Origin of the sequence: Shewanella sp. SP1S1-7 (genome assembly GCF_031932105.1) — a bacterium.
GTDB lineage: Bacteria > Pseudomonadota > Gammaproteobacteria > Enterobacterales > Shewanellaceae > Shewanella > Shewanella baltica.
In genome coordinates this window covers 149,074-175,003 of record NZ_JAUOEU010000006.1, presented here as the reverse complement: position 1 = coordinate 175,003, position 25,930 = coordinate 149,074, and the positions used below count along the sequence as shown (strand labels likewise).

16 protein-coding genes are annotated in these 25,930 nt (G+C 46.4%); 7 read left to right on the top strand and 9 right to left on the bottom strand.

Annotated features, from left to right (window positions below; all coding sequences use genetic code 11):
* The first annotated feature begins 113 nt into the window (after window positions 1–113).
* The 3 genes from Q4Q49_RS07415 (at window position 114) to Q4Q49_RS07405 (ending at window position 6,072) form a co-directional block, all read left to right on the top strand.
* Window positions 114–3,161 (top strand): EAL domain-containing protein, encoded by a 3,048-nt coding sequence (locus Q4Q49_RS07415; RefSeq protein WP_311999012.1) that lies wholly within the window; start codon window positions 114–116, stop codon window positions 3,159–3,161.
* Window positions 3,162–3,290: 129 nt separating this feature from the next.
* On the top strand, window positions 3,291–4,709 hold the full coding sequence (locus Q4Q49_RS07410) for a DEAD/DEAH box helicase (RefSeq protein WP_311999011.1): 1,419 nt from the start codon (window positions 3,291–3,293) through the stop codon (window positions 4,707–4,709).
* A gap of 256 nt (window positions 4,710–4,965) precedes the next feature.
* Entirely contained in the window at window positions 4,966–6,072 is a 1,107-nt protein-coding gene (locus Q4Q49_RS07405; protein ID WP_311999010.1) for a GTP-binding protein, read from the top strand.
* 126 nt (window positions 6,073–6,198) lie between these two features.
* Here the strand turns inward: Q4Q49_RS07405 and Q4Q49_RS07400 are convergent, their stop codons facing one another.
* Entirely contained in the window at window positions 6,199–6,960 is a 762-nt protein-coding gene (locus Q4Q49_RS07400) for an ABC transporter substrate-binding protein (protein WP_012088656.1), read from the bottom strand.
* Between the two features lie 391 nt (window positions 6,961–7,351).
* On the opposite strand from Q4Q49_RS07400, the gene Q4Q49_RS07395 reads away from it, so the two are divergent.
* On the top strand, window positions 7,352–7,876 hold the full coding sequence (locus Q4Q49_RS07395) for a DUF3087 family protein (RefSeq protein ID WP_311999009.1): 525 nt from the start codon (window positions 7,352–7,354) through the stop codon (window positions 7,874–7,876).
* A gap of 100 nt (window positions 7,877–7,976) precedes the next feature.
* Here the strand turns inward: Q4Q49_RS07395 and Q4Q49_RS07390 are convergent, their stop codons facing one another.
* Window positions 7,977–9,518, bottom strand: coding sequence for an MFS transporter (locus tag Q4Q49_RS07390; RefSeq protein ID WP_311999008.1), 1,542 nt, complete (start codon window positions 9,516–9,518; stop codon window positions 7,977–7,979).
* 399 nt (window positions 9,519–9,917) lie between these two features.
* Here Q4Q49_RS07390 and Q4Q49_RS07385 point away from each other — a divergent pair, with 399 nt between their 5' ends.
* The 3 genes from Q4Q49_RS07385 (at window position 9,918) to Q4Q49_RS07375 (ending at window position 14,292) form a co-directional block, all read left to right on the top strand.
* Window positions 9,918–11,273, top strand: coding sequence for an MATE family efflux transporter (locus Q4Q49_RS07385; protein ID WP_063882661.1), 1,356 nt, complete (start codon window positions 9,918–9,920; stop codon window positions 11,271–11,273).
* A gap of 506 nt (window positions 11,274–11,779) precedes the next feature.
* Window positions 11,780–13,291: a hypothetical protein gene (locus Q4Q49_RS07380; protein WP_006085141.1), complete on the top strand. Its 1,512-nt coding sequence runs from the start codon at window positions 11,780–11,782 to the stop codon at window positions 13,289–13,291.
* 335 nt (window positions 13,292–13,626) lie between these two features.
* Complete coding sequence (locus tag Q4Q49_RS07375; RefSeq protein ID WP_311990156.1) at window positions 13,627–14,292, top strand: hypothetical protein; 666 nt, start codon at window positions 13,627–13,629, stop codon at window positions 14,290–14,292.
* A gap of 238 nt (window positions 14,293–14,530) precedes the next feature.
* Here the strand turns inward: Q4Q49_RS07375 and Q4Q49_RS07370 are convergent, their stop codons facing one another.
* From Q4Q49_RS07370 to nadK, 7 genes are all read right to left on the bottom strand, one after another.
* A complete protein-coding gene (locus Q4Q49_RS07370) occupies window positions 14,531–15,709 on the bottom strand; it encodes an AAA family ATPase (RefSeq protein WP_311990155.1) in 1,179 nt (392 codons plus the stop codon).
* Window positions 15,710–16,376: 667 nt separating this feature from the next.
* Window positions 16,377–16,946: an LUD domain-containing protein gene (locus tag Q4Q49_RS07365; RefSeq protein ID WP_006080875.1), complete on the bottom strand. Its 570-nt coding sequence runs from the start codon at window positions 16,944–16,946 to the stop codon at window positions 16,377–16,379.
* A gap of 1 nt (window position 16,947) precedes the next feature.
* The gene (locus Q4Q49_RS07360; protein ID WP_311999007.1) at window positions 16,948–18,342 is read right to left on the bottom strand and encodes a lactate utilization protein B; all 1,395 of its coding nucleotides are present in this window, start codon (window positions 18,340–18,342) and stop codon (window positions 16,948–16,950) included.
* Between the two features lie 10 nt (window positions 18,343–18,352).
* Window positions 18,353–19,096: a (Fe-S)-binding protein gene (locus Q4Q49_RS07355; protein WP_006080877.1), complete on the bottom strand. Its 744-nt coding sequence runs from the start codon at window positions 19,094–19,096 to the stop codon at window positions 18,353–18,355.
* A 301-nt stretch (window positions 19,097–19,397) separates the two neighbouring features.
* Window positions 19,398–22,202 (bottom strand): FAD-binding and (Fe-S)-binding domain-containing protein, encoded by a 2,805-nt coding sequence (locus Q4Q49_RS07350; RefSeq protein ID WP_311999006.1) that lies wholly within the window; start codon window positions 22,200–22,202, stop codon window positions 19,398–19,400.
* Window positions 22,203–22,278: 76 nt separating this feature from the next.
* Window positions 22,279–23,922, bottom strand: a complete 1,644-nt coding sequence (locus tag Q4Q49_RS07345) for an L-lactate permease (protein WP_311999005.1) — start codon at window positions 23,920–23,922, stop codon at window positions 22,279–22,281.
* Window positions 23,923–24,959: 1,037 nt separating this feature from the next.
* Window positions 24,960–25,838: an NAD(+) kinase gene (gene nadK, locus Q4Q49_RS07340; protein WP_012588194.1), complete on the bottom strand. Its 879-nt coding sequence runs from the start codon at window positions 25,836–25,838 to the stop codon at window positions 24,960–24,962.
* Window positions 25,839–25,930: the final 92 nt, after the last annotated feature.

The following is a 25,930-nucleotide window of genomic DNA, read 5'->3' as shown; positions in this document are numbered from 1 at the left end:
GTGATGTGGTAAAAGGAATTAGCGCATGATTTCTAAGTGATTCTGCTACACTAGTGAGGGGAATGTTAAAATTGTATCAAGCCCCCTCATTTATTGGAGTCGCTCCCTGAGTCATGGATAAAGGTATTCTCTTTCCGTTAGTGCAAAATGCGGCTTTGCTGCTGGCGTTGGTATTTTTGTACGACGTGATCCCTAAAAAGCATCAGCGGCAGTATTTCTTGCTGTGGCGCATCATTATTGGGATGCTCATCGGTGGTATTGGTATCACCATCATGAGCACGCCTTGGATATATCAACCGGGCGTTTTTTTCGATACTCGCTCGGTTATCCTCTGTATTTCAGGCCTCTTTTTCGGTGGTTTGCCGACCTTTATTGCTGTAGTGATGACGGCGCTATATCGCATCAGCATTGGTGGCGCGGGGATGTGGATTGGCGTCGGCGTGATAGTGTCATCCGGGTTAATTGGGGTGATCTGGCGTCAATATCGTAAGTCTCTGTTAGCCAATATTTCAGGTGGAGAAATTTTTCTCTTTGCCTATACCGTTCATATCGTGATGTTGTTGTGGTTCGTATTTTTACCCAATGGCATCGGAATGCCCTTACTAGAACAAGTCACCCTACCTGTGCTCACCATTTTCCCCATTGCGACTTGGCTATTGAGCCGCTTGTTATCGCGACGTTTTGAATTAGAGCGTGATGAACAAATTCGCTTGCAGGATGATTTTCTTTTTAGGAGCCAATTTAACGCGGGCAATATTGGTATTGCAATAACGGGAATAGATAAAAAGTGGATAAAGGTGAATCCACGTTTATGTCAAATGCTCAAATATTCAGAAGCTGAATTGCTACGGATGACGTGGACGCAAATTACCCATCCCGATGATTTAGAAGCGGATGCGTCGAAATTTGAGCTTATGCTGCGGGGGGATATCGATAATTACGAGATGGATAAACGTTTTATCGTTAAAGACGGTAGCGTGGTTTACACCCATATGACAGTCGCCTGTAAGCGCGGTGGTAATCATGCCGTGCAGTTGGTGATTGCCGGATTTATTGATATCACCTCACAGGCCAGAGCTGATCAAGAGGTGCTCGCTAGCCGTGAACAACTCGAACTGGTGTTAAGCAGTAGCGATCTTGGGGTGTGGGATTGGGATATTCGTCATGATCGTATCGAACGTAACGCCCGCAGCGCCGATATTCTTGGCTGCGATGTTGATATGCTCAACGCTAATAGTCGCCAATGGATGGATGCGATAGTCGCCGAAGACAGACCTAAAGTGCTGCATTCGATTGAGGCCCATATTCGTGGCGAAACGGCGCAACATAAGATGGAGTACCGCTTAAATACCGTAAACCGTAAGGTGCGGTGGATCCTTGATACAGGTAAAGTCGTGAGCAGAGATGCAAACAACAATGCCCTGCGGATGTGCGGAACCTATACCGATATTACCGACGCAAAACTTATCGAAGAATCCTTAAAATTGTCGGCACTGGTTTACGATAACAGCTCTGAAGCCATGAGTGTCCTCGATGAAAAGGGCGTGATTATTACCGTCAACGCCGCCTTTAGTGTGATGACGGGCTATCGTGAATTTGAAGTGCGGGAGCAACATGTTCGGCTGCTTTATTGTGACCTCAATGGCCGTGATTTTTACACCAAAATGAACAATGATATCCGCGAGAAAGGCCAATGGCAGGGGGAAATGTGGCAGCGGCGCAAAAATGGCGAGGAATATGTCATCTGGTTAACCATCAATACCATTAATGACAAAGAAGGCCATCCCTATCGACGTGTTGCCCTGTTCTCAGACATTACCGATAAGAAGCAAAATGAACATCTGATTTGGAAACAGGCTAACTACGATACGCTGACGGGGTTGCCTAATCGGCGCATGTTGTTGGAGTATTTAAGCAGTGAAGTGAAAAATGCCGACCGCAATCGCAACCACTTTGCCTTATTGTTCTTGGATTTAGATTTCTTTAAAGAAGTGAATGACACCTTAGGCCATGCCATGGGCGATTTACTGCTGATAGAAACCGCGAGTCGTTTGAAATCCTGTGTGCGTGATGCCGACGTCGTGGCGCGTCTTGGCGGCGATGAATTTACTGTGGTGTTAAGTTCGATGGAAGACCATAAGGGGATTGAGCGCGTCGCCGAGAATATTTTGCGACGAATTGCCGAACCCTATGTGCTGGGGGAAGAAACCGCTTATATCAGCGTCAGTATTGGGATTACTTTATATCCCGATGATTCGACCAGTATTGAAGGGCTTCTCAAGCATGCGGATCAGGCTATGTATGCGGCGAAAGATCAAGGGCGTAATCGCTTCAACTATTTCACCCCATCGATGCAGGAATACGCCAAATACCGCATGCGCTTGATCCAAGACTTACGTCAAGCGGTCGTGAATAAAGAATTTGAACTGCATTATCAGCCGATTGTTGCCTTAGCAACGGGTGAAGTGACCAAGGCTGAAGCCTTGATCCGCTGGCATCATGCAGAGCGTGGTGCTGTGTCGCCTGCTGAGTTTATTCCTGTTGCGGAAGACACTGGCTTGATTGTTGAAATCGGCAATTGGGTGTTCGAGCAAGCCGCTCGCCAGAGTGCGGCGTGGCGTCATGAATTAGGGGTTGAAATCCAAATCAGCGTCAATAAATCCCCAATCCAATTTCGTGATGAAGGCACGCTGCTCAATGATTGGTTGAAGTTATTGCAAGATCTTAATATTACAGGCGCGGGCGTGTGCGTTGAAATTACCGAAGGCTTGTTATTGGATGCCAGTATGGGGGTGACCGAAAAACTACTGGCCTACCGTGATGCGGGCGTGCAAGTGTCGCTGGACGATTTTGGTACCGGCTACTCGTCACTCGCCTATCTGAAAAAGTTTGATATCGACTATCTTAAAATTGATCAATCTTTTACCCGCCATATTGATACCGATTCAAACGATCAAATTCTCTGTGAGGCGATAATAGTAATGGCCCACAAATTGGGAATGAAGGTGATTGCCGAAGGTGTCGAAACCGAGGCGCAGCGCCAAGTGTTGTTGGCAGCAGGTTGTGACTACGGCCAAGGTTACTTGTTCTCAAGACCTGTGCCTGCCGCTGAATTCACCCAAAAATACCTGCAAGCTTCGCCTTTAGTTTCCCGTGTCTAAGAGGATATTGACCGCGGGATGATAATTGCCTATAAAAACGCCGCGGATTTTGCTAGACTCCGCGGCCCCGCGTTGGGGCATTGAGTATCACCTCGCATTAAAGTTTTACTACTTAGCTAAAGAGTCCCTATGAAATTTGAAACACTCGGTTTATCTTCTCCTATTTTGAATGCGATAACTGAGTGTGGCTATCAGCAACTCACTCAAGTGCAAGAGAAAGTGATCCCGCTTGCCTTTGAAGGCAAAGACATTATGGCCTGCGCCCAAACGGGTACAGGTAAGACGGCTTCCTTTGCTCTGCCTGTACTTGAAAAGTTGGCGGCTGAGTCTTTAACAAGCGACAGCAATGATAAACCGATTTTACGCGCGTTGGTTATGACTCCCACCCGCGAACTCGCGATCCAAGTCTGCGAAAATATCCAGAAATACAGCCAGTTCCTGCCGCTGAAAACCTTAGCGGTTTACGGCGGCGCCAACATGAATCCCCAGCGTAAAGGGGTAGAGCAGGGCGTTGATATTTTGGTGGCAACCCCAGGTCGTTTATTCGATATTATCGGCCAATTCCAGTTAGATTTATCGAGCGTCACTACCTTAGTGATCGACGAAGCCGACCGCATGTTAGACATGGGCTTTGTGCGCGACATTGAAAAAGTGAAACGCTTAATTGCGCCGCAGCATCAAACCATGTTGTTTTCAGCGACCTATAGCGATGCGGTCAAACAACTCGCCGAGAAAATGCTGAATGAACCTCAGTGGGTGAATGTTGCCGACACGACAACAGCCTCCACAGTAGTGCAGGAAGTGTATCGCGTTGATAAACGTCGCAAAGCCGAGCTGCTGTCAGAACTCGTTGGCCGCAACAATTGGCGCCAAGTACTGGTTTTTGCCAGCACGAAAGAAAGCGCCGAGCATTTATTGCAAGAATTAAAGCTTGATGGCATAGCCGCAGGCGTGTTCCATGGCGATAAAACACAAGGCGCCCGTAATCGGGTGTTAGAAGAGTTTAAAGCCAGTAAATTACGGGTGCTGGTGGCAACCGATGTGGCTGCACGTGGGTTAGACATTCATGCCTTGCCTATGGTGATTAACCTTGAATTACCTTTCCTCGCCGAAGATTATATCCATCGTATTGGTCGTACAGGGCGTGCTGGATTAACCGGTCGCGCGATTTCGTTCGTGTCACCTTCTGACGATGAAATGCTCGCTGAAATTGAAGCCTTGATCGAGCAAAAATTGCCTGTGTCGGTACAACCGGGTTATGAAGAAGGCATGCCTTTACCTGCCCGCTACCGTGATGCGCCCGCGGCACCGATTAAGCCGATTGGAAAGTGGAGCCATAAGGCGCCGCAGGATCGTACTATTGGTCAGTCTCGTCAGGGTAAGTACGCCAAAGGCAAAGCGCAGGACAGCAAAGCAGGTGGCGATAAATCATCTAGCCGTGCTAAGCCTGCTTCTGGCTCAGGTAAGCCGTTTAATGCGACTAAACCTAAGTCGAATTTGGTGAGCAATAAGTCAGGTTTTGGCTCTCGCACCAATAAGTCAAAATAAGTAAAATAAGCTAAGTAAAAATAAGCCAAGTCAAAATAAGTTAAGTCAAAATAATTTAAACCAGAATAAGCTAAGCCCAACAATCAAGGCTAATAAGCGCCAAGAGCCTGTCAGCCTTGCTGTTTAACGTTTGCTTAGTTGGTTAAATAGCCCCACCATTCTAAAAGCGCATCCTCACCGATGCGCTTTTTGTTGAGCTTCAAAGCCAATACTTCTACACTCGAGCGCCAAGCTTTCTATTCGAGCGAGTTTCCTTATGATTATCAAAGCGATTCCCACCAATATCATCACAGGTTTTTTAGGCGTAGGTAAAACCTCTCTGATTAAACAATTGCTGGCGACTAAACCCGCGGATGAGACTTGGGCTGTGCTGGTCAATGAGTTTGGTGAGGTTGGCATTGATGCGGGGTTACTGAACTCATCCGATAACGGCATACAAATTCGTGAGGTGGCGGGGGGCTGTATGTGCTGCGCAGCGGGCGTGCCGACGCAAGTGGCGATCAATCAGTTGATTGCGAAAGCAAAACCTGATCGCTTATTGATAGAACCTACTGGACTTGGGCATCCTAATGAAATCATTAAAGTATTGAGTGCACCCCATTATCAGAATGTGATTTCACTGCGCAGTACTTTATGTTTGGTGGACGCGCGTAAAATCCACGATCCTCGCTATCGCGAACATGCAAACTTCATCCAACAGCTGCAAGTGGCCGATGTGATTATCGCGACTAAGTCGGATTTATATGACGCTGAAAATACTAAGTTACTCTATGAGTTACAGACCTATTTAAGTCATATCGAGCGCACTGATATTCCTGTTGTGAGCCACACTAACCAGCAACCTTTACCTAGCGCGCTGCTGGATTATTTAAACCAACCAAGGCGCGTGTCACTCAATATAAATGGGCATGCTAGCGTGGGCTTAAAGCTGGGCAGCCTACCGACGACAGCGCCAAGCCTGTTCCGCACGGGTGGTTCGCGTTTGAGTGAGCTAAGCCTTTTTGCCGAAGGCGCAATCGAAGTCGCTCTCGAATTCGATGCACGTGGCATAGTACGCAAGCAGAATCAAGGCGAAGGCTGTTTTAGCTGCGGCTGGGTGTTTGAACCAAGACAAGAGTTTGATTTCGATAAATTAATGGCGTTAATTCAGCGTTACACTCAGTCATCAGACGTCGGGCAAGTCTTGCTGAGGTTAAAGGCTGTAATGATCACCTCTGAGGGGATCGCTGGATTTAACTGGATTGATCATGAGTTTACTGTGGTTGAACTCGATGACACCTTAGATTCCAGACTTGAGATGATTACAGTGAATGGCGTCGATTGGGACGAGATTGAGCTGCAGTTGCTCGCCTGTCTTTGTTAACGATTAACTGCTCACTGACTTTCCCATCGCCCTTTATTACACATGTGAGCATAGGTTAGGCGGGTGCTAATAAAGTTGCAGCGGTCGTACATGAAGGAACAGTCGTGCATGATCAGTCGCGCCGGCTCAGTAAGGCAAGGTTACGCGATATTCTTGGCCGAGTGTCGTAAAGGTGCCATTTTGGATCATGTCCTCGAAAAAACGGTCAAACCTTTGTCTTAAGGGATCGAATTTCGCCTGCTTCGGAAATGCCATATAACCGTCTTGGACATCGATTATCGGTGTGATTGGGGTAATCGCCTTAGGGATTTTGATTTGGGCGAGCACGGCATCGGTATTGCGGCTGTTTGTGGCGAGTAAATCTAAATCACCCCGAGAGAGGCGTTCTATTCCGCTTTTAATATCGACAAATTCATTGATATTAAAAGATTTAGTTTGTTCATTAAACGTCGGGCCATAACTCCACCCCTGCATCTTTCCAATCCGTTGACCTTTAATGCTGGCATAGTCGCCATTCCAGACAATTTCATGGCCTACACGGGCATAGAACACCATATTATCGCGGTAAAAGGCTTTCGTCGCAAAAGCCAAGTTTGCTTCACGCTCTGGGGTATCGTAGGGACCAATCAGAATATCCGCTTGGCCACGTTCGACCATAGAAATGGCACGGCGCCAAGGTGTAATCTGATAGTGAATGTTCACACTTTGCTGCTGGGCAAAGCGATTTAAAATATCGACACCTAAGCCAGTATATTCGCCATTGGGTTGTAGTTCGAAAATTTGGCTGAAGCTTGTACCCACTGCCAGCAGGTCTTTGGCCTGCGCAGTCAAGCAAAGGCTGCTGAGCGCCAAAAGGATGACTTGTGCAAAGGCTTTGCTGGGTATCATGGCATTCCTTGTGTGTTATGAATGCGGGAGCTTAAGGCTAGGTATCTCGCAAAAGGTGGCGATACCATGATGAAATTCACTGAGATTAAGGTTAGCAAATTTTACCTTGATTGGGGCGCACGTTAACATTTTTATGTTTTGAGATAAACGTGAGATTAGTGATAATCGTAAGGGTATTAAGCCGTTGATCTTCAATTGATACATCATCCTATCCCTCAGATCGTTTAATGATACCTAAAGGTGTCAATTTGTATCGCTTGCGGGTGAGGATGAGAAATGTATTTTAGTTATGCGTTTAAATCAGTTAAGGCCGAATAAAGGGGATTGGGGTATGCTCTGCCACTAATTGATTGATACGCCAACGCTAGGCGGCCTATTTGAGCGGGATGTTATGAAGCTGCAGGAAATAGATAAAACCTTGTATCGTAAAAACATGAATTTATTCATCGTAATTTTAGTTGTTAGCTTAGTAGTGCTGTCATTGCTTTTGGGTGCAGGGCTGATTGCGCTGTTTGGGGCAACGCCTGTGCCGGGCGAGCCTACAGGTAATTTCCATTTGAATCTCTTAGGGGTGATTTTCAGTCTGGGTCTGTGTAGCGCAGTGATTTACAACTTGAAGGATAAACCTTTCTTCAGCGAAATTTATTATGTGTGGCAATTAAAGCAGCTTCATAATCGTATCTATCGCAAGTTGATTAAGATTAAAGCCGCTGCGGCGCAAAATGATGTTAATGCTTTGATTATAATGCTGTTTTATTACACGAGTTTAAGGCAAGTGTATGAACTCGATGACAATACGTTGACCTTGCCGGCGCTGACTCAAGATCTCAATCGTTTGAATGCACAAATCGAGAGCTTAGGTTTATTGCTATCGCCTGAACAATTTACGCCTGAGCTGCTGACGCGTCCTTTCTGATACTGACAAGGCAAGATGAAGATCGCTCCTCACCTTGCCCTTATTTAGCCCTTATCTTGTCTTTATCGCCCTTACCCCGAATGAGGTCAGCGAGTCCCGCTTAGGCGGCTTGCTGGGCTCTTTGCAGTGTGAGTAACCACTTACCATAGATAAAAATCCCCACCGCTGAGATAGTCCCTATGGCAGCGATGATGTACCACGCCATGCCAATGTTATGGCTGTGGTACAACATCTGGGTGAGATCCTGGGCGCTTTCACCTGTGTAGCTCACCAAGGTAGTAAAGGCCTCACCTTGGGGAATGGCGCTAACCTCAGTGCTGTTCATGCCGCGCTCTAGCAACAAATCCCGCGAAAACAGTTCCTTCGATGCATAAATCTCATAGAGTTTAGGACCAAAGTAGCCTTCTAATCCCCAGCCGATCCCTTGGGGTAACATCACAAAGCCCAAGTACATGGCTTTTTTACCTTCGGGCGCTATGTTGCCCATAAACTCATTTTTCTTCGGGCTAATCATCATTTCGCCAATAGAGAACATAGCAATTGCGAGCACGATAAACCAAGCCGCATGGAAAGCACCGATAAACACAAAGGCCAAAATACTCAGTAAACAACCCATAAACATGGCGGTAGTAATACGGTATTTAGCCGTCAGTGCGGCGACGATAAAGCAGCAGGTCATGATCAGGCCCGCATTAAGGTTGAGCATGCCTTCTGGCATCACTTTAGTGCCTTCGTTATTGAGGCCGAGCCAAAATTGCAGAATGCCGTTACTGGTGCCTTCGCTACCAAATAGGGATGTGACAATTACGCTGGTATCGACCCATTCGGAAATATGGATAGGCAGCACATCGAATAGGGCATTGAACAGGAACCAAAAGCCTGAAAATACCAGCATGTAGTAGATCACAATTGGCTTTTTCAGCTCGCGCCAAGCATCACGCCACAGGGCTTCTTGTTTGACTTCCCCTGACTTGATTTGTTTATTACGTGCCAGTCGCTCGGCTTTACCTGGCTCTGTATAAGTCAGCAAAAATAAGAAGTTGAGCGAGATAATCGCGGCGCAGGCGAAGAACACATTGTCCCACGATAATTGGCGCATATGTACGGCCACTAGCGGCCCGAGGAAACCGCCAATGTTGACGACTTGGTAAAAAATGCCCCAAGCCATAGAGGTATTATTGCGATTGGTGGACAGCACTAAGGTGCCTTGAATGCCCGGTTTAAATATCCCTGTGCCGATGGCAAGGAGTAATGCGCCAGCAAGGAAACCCCAAAAACTGGGAAAGAATGCCATCACCAGATAGCCAAAAATTTTAATGATGGTGGAGCCAAAGATGGTTTCTTTGTAGCCGACGCGGTCTGAGATTCCACCGGTGAACACGGGCACAAAGGTTTGCATGATCGCCCACAGGGAAATAATAATGCCGTAGTCGCTTAGGCTGATGCCAAGGCCGCCCGCAGACTCAGGCGCTTTAGCGTACAGTCCCGCACTGGCTTTGACGCCGTAGTAAGCGATACGTTCGACTAACTCCATCCCGCCGACCAGCCAAAACACATAACCTAAGCTAGTAATGGAGGCCCACATACCGAGCTGTTTGACTTCGCGCAGGTCGTTGCCTGCATTTGGACTATTCTGACTCATGTCCTTCCCTTATTATTGTTATTGAATTTATTATTAATTAAGCCATTAATTATCAATATCTTAAATTTTTATAGTTAATCATTTCATCTTGCTAAAATACGCGAATAGGCTTGCTTGAGCTGATACTTTACCTAATTCGGCCTTAAACACCAAAAAAGTAGCAAAAAATGATGAGTTAGCCTACATCTGTTATTGGACTGTGCTCGGTTTGTCATTTGACTGAAATTGGACTGTGTAGACTTAAGTCATTGTGATGATTAATCTTTGTGGTTACATCTTCATACTTAACTTGCTTTGAGTTACGGCTGATTTTAGGTACAATCCATTGTCGCATTTTTGTTCACCCGATCATTTTTCTAAATAGATACGACTCTTGCCCCTTTTTTGTGAGAAACGCTAATGACAGCAATAACATCTAATCATGCTCCTGCGGATATGAGCCTGCTCGAGGAGCCGATTGCGAAGCTTTTTTGGCGCTATACCATACCCACCATTGCCTCTATGTTGGTGACGGGCGTCTATGTGACGATTGATGGCATCTTCGTTGGCCACTATTTGGGTGAAACTGGGCTGGCGGGGATGATGTTAGCCTATCCAGTCGGCGCTATTTTGTATGCGATTGGCGCCATGATCGGCATGGGCAGCGCGGCATTAGTGTCGATAAACCTTGGTCAAGGCAATGTGGCTAAGGCCCGTAAATTGCTCGGTAATGCCTTTAGTTTGTGTTTATTGGCGGGAGCCATTTTTGCCCTCATGGGTGGGATATTCTCGCGGGATATTTTGATCGCCCTCGGGGCGCAGGGGGACATTCTCGAAAACGCCAACGAATATCTGTTCTGGTATTTTGCCCTGTGTCATTTCCCCATTATTTCAATGACCTTCACCACACTGCTGCGTAATGATGGTCGGCCATCTATGGTGACTTGGGTGCTGATCTTGGGCGGTGTATTAAACACTTTCTTAGATTGGCTGTTTATTGTGGTCTTCCCCTTTGGTTTAGCGGGCGCAGCGATTGCGACTATGATGTCGCAGGCGGTGACTGGGCTTTTGTGTTTGCAGCACTTTTTCAGTCCTCGCACTCAGCTGAGGATCGACCTTGAGCAGATGAAGCTCAAGCTCGACAATTGCTTGAACATAGCCCGTGTGGGTTTACCCAGCTTTTTGATGAACCTTTATTTGTCGATAGTGTTAACCCTACACAATACAGCTTTTTTGTGGGTGGGCGGCCCCTTACACGTGGCAGCCTATGGCGTAGTCAGTTACACAGAAGCATTCTTCTATTTGATTTTTGAAGGTATTGCCCTCGGCACGCAGCCAATTTATAGCTTTAATGCGGGCGCTGGGCGTTTCGATCGAGTTAAGCAAGCACGTAATATTGCCTTTGGCATGACGCTGCTCACCGCAGCCTTGGGCTTAGCGCTGATTTATTCTCGCCCTGAATGGCTAGTGTATTTGTTTGCTGGCGATAATCAGAACCTAACGCCCGTGGCGATTGAAGGGATGCGCTGGTATTTCTGGGGCTTACCGATGGAAGGCTTAATCTTAGTCGGTGCGAGTTTCTTCCAAGCGATTAATTGCTCGAAACAAGCCTCTATGCTGACCGGCGCGAAACTTATCCTGATCGCGGCGATTATCTACTGCTTCGCTTGGATGTTTGGCGTGATTGGTGTGTGGGTATCGCTCGCAACCTGTAGCACTATTCTGACGATATGGATGTTCTACGCCATGAAGCGAGTCGAGGCGCGGCTGCAATAACTCTGTTTTGTTCCAGTCTTGTCTGTGCCTGCTTTTTTGCGTGCGCTGATGATGAGGGAAGAGGGCAAAAGAAGGCAAAATAAGCGGCCAGACAAGCGGCCAGACAAGCGGCCAGACAAGCGGGAAGAACAGAACCAGAATAGCGGACATAAGTAGTTAGTTTTCCCTGAGTTTCATAATCGATTTTACAATTGATTTCACCATTAATTTCACGATTGTTTTCAGTATCGGGGCGATTCATGGCCCCGATTGCCATTCAACTACTATCTTTCTGCGCCAAACATGACTTAGGGCTAGCGTGGGATGATGGCCTCTGATACATTTCGCTGGTTTAATCTGCTATCAAAAATGACGCCTTCAAGCGGGCGGTTTTTTCGAGGTCATAACCCTCAGAAAACCGGCTAGATTCGCTTTGAAATTTGGGTCAGTTGATCGTCGATATAACTGGGTATTGAGCCGAATGACTCGCTCGTTGATTTTAGTAATTTATGTTTTATGAGGCCCTTATGCGCACCACTGCAGTCATTTCTATGCTGTTGCTTGGCGTGTTAACCACTGTTAATGCCAGTGCCAAAGAGAATGAGTTAGTGTTTGCCAGCGACTTTGAAGGCAATCGTTTATCTCAACCTTGGTCGTGGATCATGGGTTGTCAATTTGAAGGCGCTGAACCCCACAGTGGTGAAAGTGCGCTGTTATGTGCCGAAGGCAATAGCAGCATAGTCAGCAAGTACCCCATTTCTGAAGCGGGTCTATTGGAGTTTTGGGTTAAAACCCAAAATACTCAAACCCAGTATCGAATCAATGTATTAACCTCACCAGTATTAAAGCTCGATGCCCAGTGGCAGCATGTTGCCTTAATCGATATCACTCCGGGTGCGAACGAGTATTTAGCACACAGAGTCTCTATCGACGATCCCAGCCGCCAGTATATTCGCCTCGACATTGAGTCCATTAATGGCCCCATCAGTCTGGATGATTTGAGCTTAGATAAAATTCGCCTCGATATGGCCCTGCAAAAAAATGAGCAGAAAATTATCGGCGGGATTTTAGATAAGCTTAAAGCTGACAAGAATTACGAAGTGCAGTCTGAGTCGTTCCGCACCTTAGGTAAAAACTACGCCGCCCAGCTTGAGAGCCAAAGACAATACCTCGAATACTCGAATGCCATCTATTCCAGTATCACCTTTGTGTTGGCAACCTCTGAGCGCAACAAGATGTCTAACCCTATGGGATATAACACCTTTAGGTCGGTGCTATCCGACACTAAACGTGTGGCATCACCTATCCAGCAGGCACGCTTGGGTTCTATGGTGAAACCCTTTGGCGATTTAGCCACCGCGACCTTAAATGTGGTCAGTGCCGGTGCTTATTCCGCCTTTGCCGAACCTTTTAAATCATTCTTGGCCGCGACCTTCGACCGCTCTAATTATGACAACAGCGACCTGAGTCGTAGTGATAAAAAGTTTGCCGAAGAAAATGGCCTGAAAATTTATCAGCAGGCCGAACGCTTTATGTCTGAAATCGAAAAAGAGCTGCAACAAGTCACAGCACTAGATAATGATTTAGTCAGCATGCAGAAGAACTTAGATACGTTCCGTAAGGATCTCGATAAGCATCTACGCGGCTATTTACAGCATGCCGGCATTGCTCGCACGCCTGAAAACTACAGCCGAGTGATGAGTAAAGACGAGCAGACTCGAGCACTTGTGATTACTGAGGCGAGTGCCAATATCAGCGCCAAAGCCGAAGCTTTATTGGCTTCGAATAGCAATGCTGAACTGGTGCAGTACATGATTAAAACCACTGAGAAGATTGATGAATTTCAAGAATTCAAGGAGCGTTTTAACCAGATCACCTCGGCCATGCTAACCTTCTACGATAAGTTTGAACGTTCGATTGCCACTGAACAAAACCCCTTCACCGACCCAAGCGATCGCGCCGTATGGGAGCAACACGCCCAAAGTGCTCGTAACTATATTCGCCAGTCGAAGGAAGCGTTCACTAAAGCCTTTATGTAACGGATTGTTGTAGAAACATCGACTGAGCTTTTTTCATCGAAATGGCAGCGCAAGTCTTTTTCGCTGCCATTTTTTATATCCGCAATTTACCAAAGCGATCGTTAAATAAGTCTCTATGGGGCGACAGTCCTCGTCTGAAATGCACCTATTTTTAATTAGTTAGAACGTTTTTTGCCTCAAATGAAGTCTCGTTGCTTTTGAACACTCTTATTCAAGCCATTTTAGCCAGAGCAGGTTGTAGGCAAAGTGAAAGTGCATTATGTTTTTGATCTAAAATGGATAGCCATATTTTTGTTTTGGTACAAGGTAATTAATAATCTTTTAACGAGGCGTATATGAATAAAAATTTTTACTCCAAGCTTTCTGATAATTTAAGTGGTTTATTTTTTGTTTCTAAGTTTAAATTGGCAAAAATATTTGTTTCAGAGAGCTCAGATGACGAACTTTTGAAAGGTGTTTTTCTTATCAAAGCTCGCACAGGTATTTTAGTTTGTACTTGGTTTTGCCCGTTGATTCATTTTTCTTACCCTAGTGAACCACTAACGTTTTGGGTTTTTGATGGATGGGAACTTGGAGGAGGACGTAGTGGACTAATTTCATATAATGTAAATTCTGAATTATTATCGCCTAAAAAAGATGAGGATACATTGATAAATGAGGTGGCTGATTATATTACCCAAAGAGTAAAAGACTTTGATGATGTAAAAACACAAAATGATTTTATTAAACTGTTAAGTTTATTTCCATCATCAGTTTCTGGTGTTTATAGTCAGTTGAATTTAGGCCTGTTGCATTACTGTGTTGGTGATAAGTTGCTTGGAGAAAATATAATTAGAAATGCAATAGAATCAAAGGGGGGATATCCATTAATAGAAGGCGATGTGGTTGAGTTTTTATCTTGTCTAGATATGGGGGAAGATAAAACAAATGAATATATAGAAAAAATGAAAATACGTAATAGACAATATCTTGAAAAGTTTGGATTTTATTTGCATAAATAAATTTATCTATGGAAAAAGAATACAGTGACACCCAGCGCTGAATAGCGCAGTTGTTAACCTCCGACTATGCTTGGGTTAAGCATTAAACAAGGAGGTTTGTAGAGGCTGTACATAATTCTGTGTCAGGTTAATTTCACAGATCGATATGGTTTTCTAAGCGCCCCTCAAAATGAGGCCGCGCCCTCGCAGAACTCAGATAAGTGTTGAAGACACTCCCGTCTATCACAAAGGAAGAGGTTTACACTGGCTTACAACACACACCATATCTTAAGTTCGCTCTGCGATGGAGTTCATAGACTTCACAACCTAACAATGGCTCAGTTCTATTAAGAACTGCGCCAAAACGTTCAAAGTAGTCTTCATTAACCTGTTTTGCACTAATAAGTGGTACTTCAATACTGATATCTACACGACCTTTACGTATTAACGCGGGGTCAAGATTATCAGGATGATTTGTGGTCATTATTACAAGGCAGTCATCAAGAGGAATGATTCCGTCTAACGCGTTTAGAACGCCACCTAAAGTGAGTGGTGGGTTATCTGCATTGCTTTCAGCAGTTCGTGATACCGTAGCCTTTACACAGTCACAGTCCTCGATTAACAACATAGCTCCGGGCGGTACCTTTCTAATAGCCTTATGAATAGTGGCATCATTTACAGTCGATAGATTCAATATGTATAGATCGCGATGATACTCAACAGCTAAGGCTCTCGCTATACCCGTCTTACCCGTACCCGTTTTTCCATGTAACAGTATGGTTAGCTTACTTACAACCGATTCCCCCCTACTTGCGAAGTTATCAACTTCCCCCATCAACTCCTGCTTAAATCCTTCATCTAGCACTAATTCACTAAAACCCGATGATTTCAATATGCCATAGCGACACCATTCGGTTTCTTCGAAAATATTAACTTTTGGCTCAGTAGAGATGTCTCCACGAGTATCTTCTAAAAAACTATGTAGTTTATCTTTTGCCCACCATGGTGCACTTACAGTAATAGTATCGTATGCCATAGTACTATCGACCTTAGTACGGGTTGCCAACATAAAACAACCACCGTATTTAAACAGGTGCATACCGTAGCCGATAGATTTAACACTGACACGCCCGTCGTAATTCATACCATAGTCAAAGTACACAGCCTCAGAGATAGAGCGTGAAAAAAACGGAATGGTAGTATTACTGATCAAAAAGGACAGCTTATTGAATATCTCTGTGCGCGCCTGATGGCTATCGTCTATCGTGAGCCGCACAAACAGCAGGCTACTGAGCCCACTTAACAGCTTCGCGGGGACATCTTTTAGTATGTAGCCTACGAGTCCAATTAACGTTAATGTTAATACTCCAACAATGACAGCCGTCAACAAAGGATCACCATTGGTGAGTGCCTTTATTTGTAGTAATACCTCGTTCATTTACTCACCTTTACTATAAATGCCTAATGGACATAGTCGAGAATACAGCCAACCGAGTCGAGGATACGACCAAGGTATCCTCAGTATGTGCGCTATCGCACGAGGTTAAAGCGACTTAATAAAGCTCCCCTTCTTATCACTAACGATTGCCTTAGGTCGTAGCGATATCACACTTTAAATCAACATCTTAATATTAAATTTATATTTATATTTAAGCGCTCACTAACGTGCGCAAATAAATGTCAGAGATGACGCCGTTCATCAAAGAGCTGGATGGGGCGGCCTTGCATCCACGGATTGACTTGCACAACATCCGTGTTTTACTGCCCGTTCGCTATCTGATAGGCAGGACGCCTGAATGTCGTGCAATGCAGGGATGCATGAGAACGACCATGGCTCTCGTTCATAAGCTTGTCGTTCATAAGCTTAGAGGCCCTAGGTTTCTATTCACCGAGTCGGCGAGTGAATGCCATGGCAAGCCTTTAAACTGTTAGTCAATAAACGTTAATTGGTAAGCTGTGTTAGTGGTTTATCAGCCTACAACTCAAATATCATTCAGCGAAGTCTCAATCAGAAAGCCGCTAAGGAAGGCGGCTTTTGTGTTTCGATTATTCCATAACCCTTGAATTTTCTTGGTTACTTTACATCTCGACTTTTATTCGCGGTGCTAGAGCAAATACACGTTCAAGCTGCAGGCGCCGTGGGCACCGACGACGAGGGCTTGTTCGATATCGGCGGTTTTTGATGGACCCGCGATAAACACCCCGAACTCACCTGAGGCTAGCGTGATTTCTTTAGCTGCCTGATGTAGGGTCGGCACAATCTTATTCGCTGGCAGGGCTAAGATCAGGTTTTCACAGATAAAAGGCGTGACTCTGTGGCCTAAATTCTTATTGTTCACCCAAATGGCACCGTTTTCGGCAACGCCAATGTCACCTGGGATCACTGCATAATCTATGTTTTTGAGCTCGTGGGCAGTGGGTGGCATTTCACGGTTTGCCGTGACACCCTCTACAAGGGAGATGACCTGTAACCCTTGGGCGATATGTTCATCGACTTTGGCTTGCAGGGCGACTAAGCCACCTTCTTTATGCAGCGTACCCGCGACCGTGTTGAGGTTAGTCTCGAACTGGCCGACGAGATTTTCGACCCTTGGCGTCACATCTATGCTTGGCATAGGATGATTTGTTAAGGCCGACAGTTTGAGCGCATTGAGAATTTCAAGTTTACTAGACATCTTATAGGCTCCTGTGTTTCTTAAACCAAGCTTCGAAGCTGGAGTTCGGGGCGACGGGCAGTTCACGGTATTTACCCCATGCACCGCTAAAGGGTTTTAACAGACTACCCGGTAGAATGCGCAGCGCGGTTCTCGCCACACTCATAGAGCAGTTCAGCATGGTTTCGCTTGCCATAAATTTACCCACTAATGGCATGTAACTGTTTTTGCCATAGGGGAGTTTTCCAGCTTCAGCCTTAAGGCGTCTGTGGTGGAAAATAATCTTATCGAGCGGCACTTTAGTCGGACAGATATAGGTACAGCTGCCACACAAGGTACAGGCCCAAGCAATCGAGTTAGTGTCATCAATCTTAGCGCCCACTGCGATGCCAATTGGGCCCGGAATGGTGTAGTTGTAGCTGTAACCGCCAGAGCGACGATACACAGGACAGGTATTGAGGCAACCACCACAACGGATACACTTCAATGATTCTGCAAGGATTTTATCCTTGAGCATCTCAGTGCGGCCGTTGTCGACGATAATAATGTGCATCTCACCTTCGGGCTGTGGGCCACGATAAAAGGCGCTGTAAGTCGTAACAGGTTGGCCTGTGGCGTTGCGCGCCAGTGTGCGTAGCAAGACGGCTGCGCTATCGATATTGGGCACCACTTTGTCGATGCCCATTGAATGCAACTGCAGCTTAGGCAGGTTAGCGCCCATGTCGGCGTTGCCTTCGTTGGTGCAAACCACCACGGCGCCTTTATCGGCAATCGCCATGTTCACGCCTGTCATCGCGGCATCGGCGCTAAGGAACTGTTCACGCAGGTGGGCACGGGCGGCGCGGGTTAAATACAAGGGATCGGATCCCCCCGCTTTAGTACCGATTTTCTCATGGAAGAGGTCGCCGACTTCTTCCTTTTTCATATGGATAGCGGGCACCACAATATGCGATGGTGGCATTTTAGCGAGCTGAATAATCCGCTCACCTAAGTCAGTATCTATGACTTCAATGCCGCGCTGTTCTAAGTACGGATTGAGGTGGCATTCCTCGGTCAGCATTGACTTAGACTTCACTAATTTTTTGACATTATGGCGCGATAAAATGTCATGGACGATGCGATTGTGCTCGGCGCCATCTTTGGCCCAATGGACTTGTATGCCGTTGGCGATACAGTTTTGTTCAAAGGTTTCAAGATATTGAGCAAGATGGGTTAGCGTGTGCAGCTTTATTTCTGAGCCTAACTGACGCAGTTGTTCCCACTCTGGGATGCTACCCGCGGCGCGGTCGCGTTTTTCTCTGAGCATCCACAGGGCTTTTGAATGCCAGTCGACACGGGTTTCGTCGCGGCAAAAAATATCGGCTTTATGGGCATGGACCTGTGAGCCTTGAGCCCCGTGATTATGATTGTAAGCCATGGTGAGTCTCCTAGAGCGCGGCGTTCAGCACTTGCGCTATGTGGCGAATTTCAATCGGCAATTGCTGTCTGCGGATCATGCCATCAAGGTGCAATAGGCATGAGGGATCAAAACCCACCACATATTCAGCACCGGTTGCAGCATGGGCTTGGGCCTTGTCTTTGCCCATCTTAGCCGACACTGCGCCTTCATCGACGGCGAAGGTGCCACCAAAGCCGCAGCATTCGTCACGGCGGTCGGGATACACTATGTCTATGCCGGTAATATTGGCGAGCACAGCTTCGACTTTGTTGAATCTTGGCCCCATTTGCTCACTCGGAGTGGCGAGGTTCAACATGCGAATACCATGGCAACTCAGTTGCAGGCTGATTTTGTGCGCGAAGGGCTTGGTAAAGGCGGGGATCGGCGCGATATCGTGTAAAAACTCAGTCAGTTCATAGAGTTTGTTGATCACAGCTTGTGCTTCTGGGCTGCTATCAAACTCGTGGAAGTTTTCTTTGGCGGCCACTAAGCAAGAGGCGGCAGGGCAAACAATAGCGTCGCATTCCACTCCCTTAAAGGCGTTGAGCAATTTAAGGGTGGTGCTGCGCGCTGCATCGAAGCAACCTGAGTTTGTCATCGGCTGGCCACAGCATGTTTGACCCGCGGGTAGAATCACTTGGTGCCCGAGTTTCTCTAATAATTCCAAGGTGGCAATGGCAACCTCTGGCATCATTTGATTGACTAGACACGGGATGAAAAGGGCGATTTTCATTGTGTTTTCTCTTTCTTGTTAGTGAACGACATTGCCTTGCTGTGCGACCCCAATGTCCACACAAATGCTAAGGTAGTTGATCAAATATAGGCCTATCTCTGCGGAATAAGTAGCCCTAATTTAGTAAATGAACGTGTAGATTTTTGCAAAAATGAGAATATTTTAAGCTTATGATTTTAATTGCTTTATTGTGATTTCATTTTGTGATTTAACTACAGGTTGAAGCGTTCCAGCCGATAAATGAGAATAGTTGTCTTCTAAAGAAAAACGGGGCTACTTTGAGCCCCGTTTAGTCAGTGTTTTAGCGGCTGCACTCTTCGAGCAGATAAGCCAAGTGGCGATAGGAAATGCCACTGTGTTGAGTCAAACCGACCTCACACATACGGTTGGCGTAATAGCCTTCCTTGATCTCGACAGGAATGAGCTTTTTGATATTACGCAGTGCGCTGGCGTTGATTTCTGGTTTATACAAGCCTTTTTCACCCGCGTAACCACAGCAGTCAATTCCCGCAGGTTTAAGCACTTGGGCTGAGCACGCATCGGCAATAGCCTGCATCTTAGGCTCAAGTTTCATCTTGCGGGCGCTACAACCTAAGTGCAGTGCTACATTGACTTTTTTGCTGATGTTGAGCTTAGTTAGCAAGTTGTCATGCATAAACTCTACTAAGTCGATAATCTGCACTTTTGGATTACCCGACAAAGTCCGGTAGGTACAAGACAGCGCATCGACGACCACAGGCAGCTTGCCGCCATTGGTCATCTTGCTCACCGCATCGATAAGTTCTTGGCGTTTGGCATCGGCGTTTTTAAAATCGCCCTTAGACTCCCACATTTGGCCGCAGCATAAATCGCGGGTTTTCTCAGGGGTAATCACGTTATAACCCGCGCGTTCCAGTAGCGTGACGACGACTTCTGGCAAAGTGCGGTTATCGGGATCTTTAGGCGTTGGGCCAAAAGTTCTGCCGCCACAGGCTGGGAAATAGACCACAGTTTCTTGGCCTACTTTTGCAGGTGATGGTTTTGGCAGCTTGCCGCCTTTCGGGAAATCAGGATTCCAATACGGCACTTCTTTCGAAATCAGGCGGCCGGTTTTCATCAGCGCACTGGTGATGCCATCGCCGGTGATCTTGTGGATCACGCCGAGCATGTCAAAACCTGAGCTGATCACTTGGTTAACCACACCAAAATGTTTGGCTTGGAAATCTAATACTTTCTGTTCAGTGGTACTGATGTACGGCGTGCGCAGTTTACGCACCAGTTGGCCCATGCTGTTATCCACTGGACACGCAATGGTACAAAGCTGACACGCGGCGCAGGTATCAACCACATCGTATTTAGCGGCGGCGCGCATTTCGGCTGCGGCGGCTTTATCGCCAGACTGCTCTAAGCGCTCGATTTCACGCAAAGTGGCAATACGTTGGCGCGGCGAGAAGTTAAGTGCCGATGTTGGACAGGTTTTTTCGCAGAATCCACATTCGATACACTTATCGACAAAATCATCGACCACAGGGCAGGGCTTAATGTTTTTAACGTGGACATTGCTATCGTCGTTGAGGATAACACCTGGGTTTAAGATACCATTAGGATCAAACACTTGCTTGATACTTTTCATCAGGGTGTAGGCATCTTGCCCCCATTCTTTTTCGACAAACGGCGCCACAGCACGGCCGGTGCCATGCTCGGCTTTCATTGAACCGTCGTACTTATTAATCACCATATCGGCAATATCGTCCATAAAGGCATGGAAGCGGTCAATATCGGCTTGGGTAGAGAAAGTCGGCGTAATAATAAAATGGAAGTTACCCGCTAGGGCATGGCCATAGATACAGCCTTCAGGGTAACCATGTTTATGGAAAAGCTCAGTAATATCGTGTGCTGCTGCCGCTAGATGCTCGAGTTCGAAGGCTACGTCTTCGATAATGACCGAGGTGCCCTTTGGCCGCTCGCCACCCACAATGGGGAATAAGCCTTTACGCATTGCCCAATACTTGTCACAAACTGCTGGGTTAGTACTAAATTCCATTGGGCGAATAAAGTCAAAGCCGGCGAGTTTCGCGGTGACATCTTGGGTATAAGCCTCGAGGGTTTGCGCGTCATCGGCACGGGATTCGATAAGCAAAATAGCGGATAATGCGGGCAATTCCGATAACCAGTCCGGCATACCAGGCTTACCCGTTACCGCTTTGATGGATGGCCAGTCGAGGAGCTCCGCCGCTGCAACGCTCTCTCCGTTAATCAATGGAATAGCGCGGGCGGCATCTTCCATATTGTGGAATACGGCCATGGCCGAGGCTTTAAATTTAGCCTCATTGACAGTGTTGTAGGTGACTTCGTTAATGAAGGCTAAAGTACCTTCCATACCCACCATCAAATGATTAATGATGTCGAAGGGATCGGTAAAATCGAGTAACGAGTTGATACCATAGCCAGTGGTATTCTTGATGGAATATTTTTTACGAATACGCTCCGCCAATACTGGATTATGGCGAGTCATATGCGACAGTTCTTTTATCGCATCGAGCATTTTGCCGTGTGTTTTGGCAAATTCTGCCTTTGATTTCTCACAGCCAGTATCGAGCTCTGTACCATCGACAAAAAGCAGCTTGGCTGAGGCAATCGTTTGGTAGCTGTTTTGGGCCGTGCCGCAGCACATGCCGGACGCATTATTGGCGACAATACCGCCAATCTTAGCCGAGGCAATGGTCGCAGGATCGGGGCCAATTTTGCGGTTAAGTGGCGCCAATACGGCATTGGCATCGGAACCAATGACAGCGGCACCTAAGGTAATTTGTTTGGCATCGCTACTGACTTCAATCTTTCTAAAACCATCATGGCCAAGAATGAGCAGTATGCCCTCACCGATAGCTTGGCCCGATAAACTGGTGCCCGCAGCTCTAAAAGTCACGGGCGCATTATGCTTCCTGGCTACCGCTAAGGTCTGTTTAACTTGCTCTAGGGTCTCGGCATGGACTACGACTTCTGGGACGATTCTGAAGTAACTCGCATCGGTGGACCAAGCAAAACGACGGACGGGATCATCCGTGACAGGGTGGTCGCCTAATTGCACTCTTAGATCATCGATGACCAATTTGTAGTTAATCGACATTGCATTGCTCTCTTTGTAAACTGACAGAAGTCGAAGTCATAGGTAGTGACTTCGACTGCTAAATTAAATCAATGAATTAGAAACCACCCCATAGGGTTGCAATGGTTCCTGCCAATAGGGCATAACCGATGGCAACTGGCATAGTCTTACGGATAATTTCTGATTCTCTACCCGCCATACCCACCACAGTGGCAGCGGCTACCACGTTCATTACGCACATCATGTTACCGGCGTTCGCACCTATACCTTGTAGTGCCAAAACTAATGTGTGGTTCATGCCAACATTGTCAGCCACACTGTATTGCAGACTGGAGAACATCATGTTCGAGAAAGTGGCTGAACCCGATAAGAAGGCACCAAAAATCCCTACTATAGGCGCCACCCATGCCCATACCGCCCCCATTGACTGGCCAAGCATATCGGCTAGGGCAACTGGCATAGAGGCAAGACCTGCACCATTAGCACCTGAGTTTAAGAAGATTTTCACCATAGGCACCGAAGCACCTAATGAAATAATGGTGGGTAACATGGACTTACATGACACACCGACAGTTTGCTTAATCGCAGGGCTTTTCATTTTGAATAGGAAGAAACCTAAGATACACACGGCAACGAAGAAGGCACCAGGCGCATATAAGGTGGCGAAGCTCGCCTTAAGTTCAGTGCCCATTAAGCCTGTCCAGCTGATGTTAAAGCCAGATAACCAGGCTTTTAGCGGTGCAACAGTACGTGACAGCACTAACAGCGCAGCCATGATGATGTAAGGTGTCCAAGCGGCGATTTGGGAAAATTTAGCCGTGGTTTCCACTTTGGCGGTTTCTTGGTTGTCATTTTCGGCAAAATCATTCCAAGCGGCTTTAGGCAGTAAGTAGCCTTTGCGAGCGACTGGGATCACCATTGCCATACCGATTAAAGAACCGATAACCGATGGGAATTCTGGGCCAGCAACATAGTTGATGATCCACGCTGGAACGGTAAATGAAAGACCTGCAAAAATCGCAAATTTCCAAATCGCTAAGCCTTCTTTGAAGGATTTATTGCGACCAAAGAAGCCTGTCAGAATCGATACCATCACTAATGGAATTAACGAACCTGTGATTAAATCGATAGTGATCATGTGCATTGCAATAAACTGCGCAAAGTCAGCATAGGTGCCGCCATGTTCAGCAATTTGCGCCGCAGCCATGCTTACGCCGCCTTGGGTTAAGCCTTGCTCCATACCAAAGAGTACAGGTAGACCAATCGCACCGAAGGACACACAGGCTGAGTCGGCAATCAAAGCAACAACCGCTGCGGCAACTGGTGGCACGCCAAGCAGTACGAGCAGTGGTGCGCCAATCGCGGCGGGTGTACCAAAGCCTGCACTGCCTTCGATAAAGGCACCAAATAACCAACAGATGATGATCACTTGCACACGGGCATCGGCGCTGATGTTAGTGAAACCTGCGCGGATAGTGTCCATCGCACCTGAATATTTCAGGGTATTCAGTAGGAACACAGCACCAAAAATGATGGTTAAAGGTGTGATGGCTGAAAGCAGTCCTTCGAGGACCGATGCCGCCAGTAATGTGGTATCCATTTGCCAAATAAACACAGCGGCGAGCGCAGTGACTAGCATGGAAATGGGCATAGCCTTTGATGCGGGCATTCTGAGTAATACTAGGAATAGCATTACACTGAGCACAGGCGTCAAGCTGGCGAGGAGTTGAAGTATTGTCATGCTTGCCTCTTCATAAAGTGGTCTGTCTTATTATTGATATTAGAATTTTTCATCTGCCTTCATGTCGACTTCCCAGACCGATAAATCAGCAGTTAATACTGCAATGAGTTATGGTCTCGACATTCTGTGTTGTGTACTAGACGCTATTGTGGGCTTGACTAATATGATCTAGATCATCTTGGCTGCTATATGAAATGCTAATTTACAGTGCTGCGGGACACTTCTCTCAGTGGATTTATCTATCTGTGACAGTGATCACTTAGACGGCTAGGTGTATATCTATTTCGATTATATTAAATTTAAGTTATCGGTATTTTAGTTATTAAAACTAGAGTTATCACTCAAGTTGATGGTCATTATTGCAATTAACTGATCCATTTATTTCATTAATAGGCTGTTATTGGTTTTTTCAGACATTTTTAAGGTGTGATTAAGGTCGCATAGGGTGATGCTGCTGAATTGGCGAAGTTACGCTGATATATTTCAAGTTATTGTTATATTTGGTTAATGTTGCAGTTGGTAGATGGTTTTTTATAGTGATCCAGATCACTTTTTTAAATGGTGGAATTTTCTTGTGATGCATGTCACTTAATTAATTTTACTTTAATATGAAATTAAATAACCGTTATTTAAGTTACTTTCAGTTTATTTGAGCGAACAGCGCGCCTTAAATGTCGATGATATTGGGCTGGAAATGAAAATATTAAAATTAAAAGTCACCGCTTCTAATAGTTTAAGTTGAATTATTGAGAGTACAGGGCAAAATTGAGGCGAAAAGTTTACGTAATAAAGCGAAAGAATGCTGTGCGAACTTTTATCAGACTGGTGAGTGATATTAATTCGCAAATGCGATGGATGAGAATGTCAGCTCGTTTATTTAATCTAATGGGTAGTTCACTCACTATTATCTCAATGAGATCTTCTCGTATTTAGCCGCCGTTTTTTCTGGGGATATAGAAGGAATAAAAAAGAGACGGGAGACGTCTCTTTTATGGGAACTTAGGTAAATTATGGTAATAGGACAAATATGCGCTGGCTTAAAACAACTTGCTGCCCCAGCCTAATTTGGTCCGTAGTACGTGGAAATAATTGTGCCCTTTAGGATGAATTAAGCGTAATCGTTCTGAGCTGCGACGCACTATGATTTCATCGCCCGGTAACACGGCTAAATGCACGTGGCCATCACAGCTGACTTCGAGGTTCTCGCCATTGTCCGGTGACACCACCATTTTAATGGTGCTGCAGGCATCGACGACAATCGGGCGGCACGACAAAGTGTGCGGAAACATAGGCACTAAGATCAAAGCTTGCAAATTAGGCGTCAGGATAGCGCCGCCAGCGGAGAGGGCGTAAGCCGTCGAACCGGTTGGCGTTGACACTATCATGCCGTCGGCACGCTGGCTGTACATGAACTGATCGTCAATATAGACCTCAAACTCAATCATGTGGGCAATTTTACCCGGATGGAGTACGGCTTCGTTGACCGCGGTATTGCTCGCCTTGAGCATACCGTGGCGATAGACTTCGGCTTCGAGTAAGAATCTGTGCTCGGTATCAAACTCACCGTCGAGGACTTTGGCGAGCGCTTCTTCAAAGGCATCGGGCGGCAGGTCGGTTAAGAAGCCCAAATTGCCGCGGTTAACGCCAATCACGCCTAAATCGAAGCGGGCTAATACCCTAGCAGCGCCAAGCATGTTACCGTCACCACCGACGACTATCGCTAAGTCGCAGCGCGCGCCAATTTCTAGTAAATCGACCGCCTCGATATTGGGCCCTAACTCGGCAGCAACACGCTCTTCCACTAAGACTTCAAAGCCTTGCATTGTCAGCCAATGATGCAGACGTTTTAAGGTTTGGTTGGTCCCTTGGTGATGAGGTTTGCCGATAAGGCCGATAGTATGAAACTTTGTGGTCATATTTATGCTAGATCTGGCCTTAGGCCTTGAAACGTCAAAATTGATCCCCATAATATGCCCAGAGTATTTCAGAAACAAAGCATTTTTAGCTG